Source organism: Spirillospora sp. NPDC049652, from assembly GCF_040675125.1.
Taxonomy (GTDB): domain Bacteria; phylum Actinomycetota; class Actinomycetes; order Streptosporangiales; family Streptosporangiaceae; genus Spirillospora.
Window position 1 is genome coordinate 1 of sequence record NZ_JBFAOF010001285.1, and the last position, 1,639, is coordinate 1,639.

Annotated in this window: 1 protein-coding gene; it reads right to left on the reverse strand. The window is 77.7% G+C overall.

Annotation, left to right across the window (positions count from 1 at the left end):
- Positions 1-1,639 (reverse strand): ATP-binding protein (locus AB0J52_RS39465; protein ID WP_500188230.1); only part of this gene is annotated, 1,639 nt, incomplete at both ends.

Sequence of the window (1,639 nt, forward strand, 5' to 3'; positions counted from 1 at the left end):
GTCCGTCCCCCAGCGTCCGATCAGGTCGCGGGCCAGGTCCGGGCGGCCCGACTCCACGGCGGCCAGCACGGCGAGCGGGCGCAGCGGCGCGAGGTCCGGCCCGGCGGCGGCCTCGACGAGCTCGTCCAGCAGCTCGGCGGCGCGGCCCTGGGCGCGGCGGCAGGTGTAGGTGGTCACCAGGCGGCGGAAGTGGCGGCCCCACAGCGTCGAGCCGAAGCGCATGTCGCCGTGGCCGTCGAGGAGCGCCTCGGTCTCGTCCCAGCGTCCGTCCAGGGTGCTGCGCGCGGTCTGCGCGATGCGGACCATCGACTCCAGCTCGGGGCCGGGCGCGGCGGCCAGCAGTGCCTCGCAGCGGGCGAGCTCGCGGTCCCAGGCGGGCAGGTCGCCGTCGCGGAGCAGGCAGGACATGAGGAAGACGCGGGCCATCACCTCGCCGCCGGCGGGACGGCCAGGCAGGTTCGCCAGCTCCTCGGCCATCAGCCGCCGCTCGGCGTTGCGGCCGGGGCGGAACGCCGCGAGCAGGTGGTTGTTCATCGTCCGGGCGAGCAGCGGGCCGTCGCCGAGGCCGCGCGCGAGCCGGACGGCCTCGGCGGCGTGCCGCTCGCCCTCGGCGCTGCGCGGGCCGTAGTGCAGTTCGAGGGCGAGCGCGCCGAGCAGCGCGGCCCGGTCGGCGGGGGCGAGCGGGCCGTCGAGGAGGCCCTCCATGACGGCGACCATCTCCTCGTCCACGACGCCGTACGGACGCCAGTTCCACAGCGCGGGGCCGCCGACGGCCGTGACCGCCGGGACCAGCACGTCCCGGTCGTCCAGTTCGCGGGCGAGGCGGATCGCCTCCTCCCAGTCGCGGCGCGCGTCCTCGGCGCGTCCGGCGGTGCGGTGGGCCTGGCCGCTCTCGACGAGCAGGCGGGCGCGCTCGGCGTCCCTGCCGGGCGGCAGCGCGGACAGCGCGAGCCGCCACATCTCGACGGCCTCGGTGTAGGCGAGCTGACCGGCCGCGAGCCGTCCGGCGCGGACGGCGTACTCGACGGCCTTGTCCGCGCCGCCGAGCCGTCCCGCCTTCGCGAAGTGGTGCGCGAGCGTCGCGGCCTCGGACCCGGGCAGGACGGGTTCCAGCGCCTCGGCCACGCGCAGGTGCAACCGGCTCCGCTCGACCTTGCCGAGGCCGGCGTACAGGGCCTGCTGGACGAGCGCGTGCGCGAACCGGTAGTCGGCTCCGGACGGCGGCTCGACGAGCAGGCCGGTCGCGACGGCCGGTTCCAGCGCGGCCATGACCTGCTCGGCCGTGGCTCCCGTGACGGACTCCAGCACCTCGACCCCGACGTCGCGGCCGGCGACCGCCGCCGCCCGCAGCAGCGTTCCGGTCTCCTCGGGCAGCCGGGCGATGCGGTGCTCCAGCACGTCACGGACGCCGCTCGGCACCTCATGGACACCGCCCGGCCCGTCGGGAACACCGCCCGGCGCACCGCCGGTGTCCCGCAGCCGCAGCACCTCGCCCAGGTAGAAGGGGTTGCCGCCGGTCCGCTCGGCGAGGGCCGCCGCCGTCGCGGGCGCGTCGGGGAGCCGCCGGGCGCGCAGGTAGGACGCGACGTCGGCGGCGGTGAAGGGCGCGAGTTCGACGCGTTCGCCGGTCCGGGCGAGC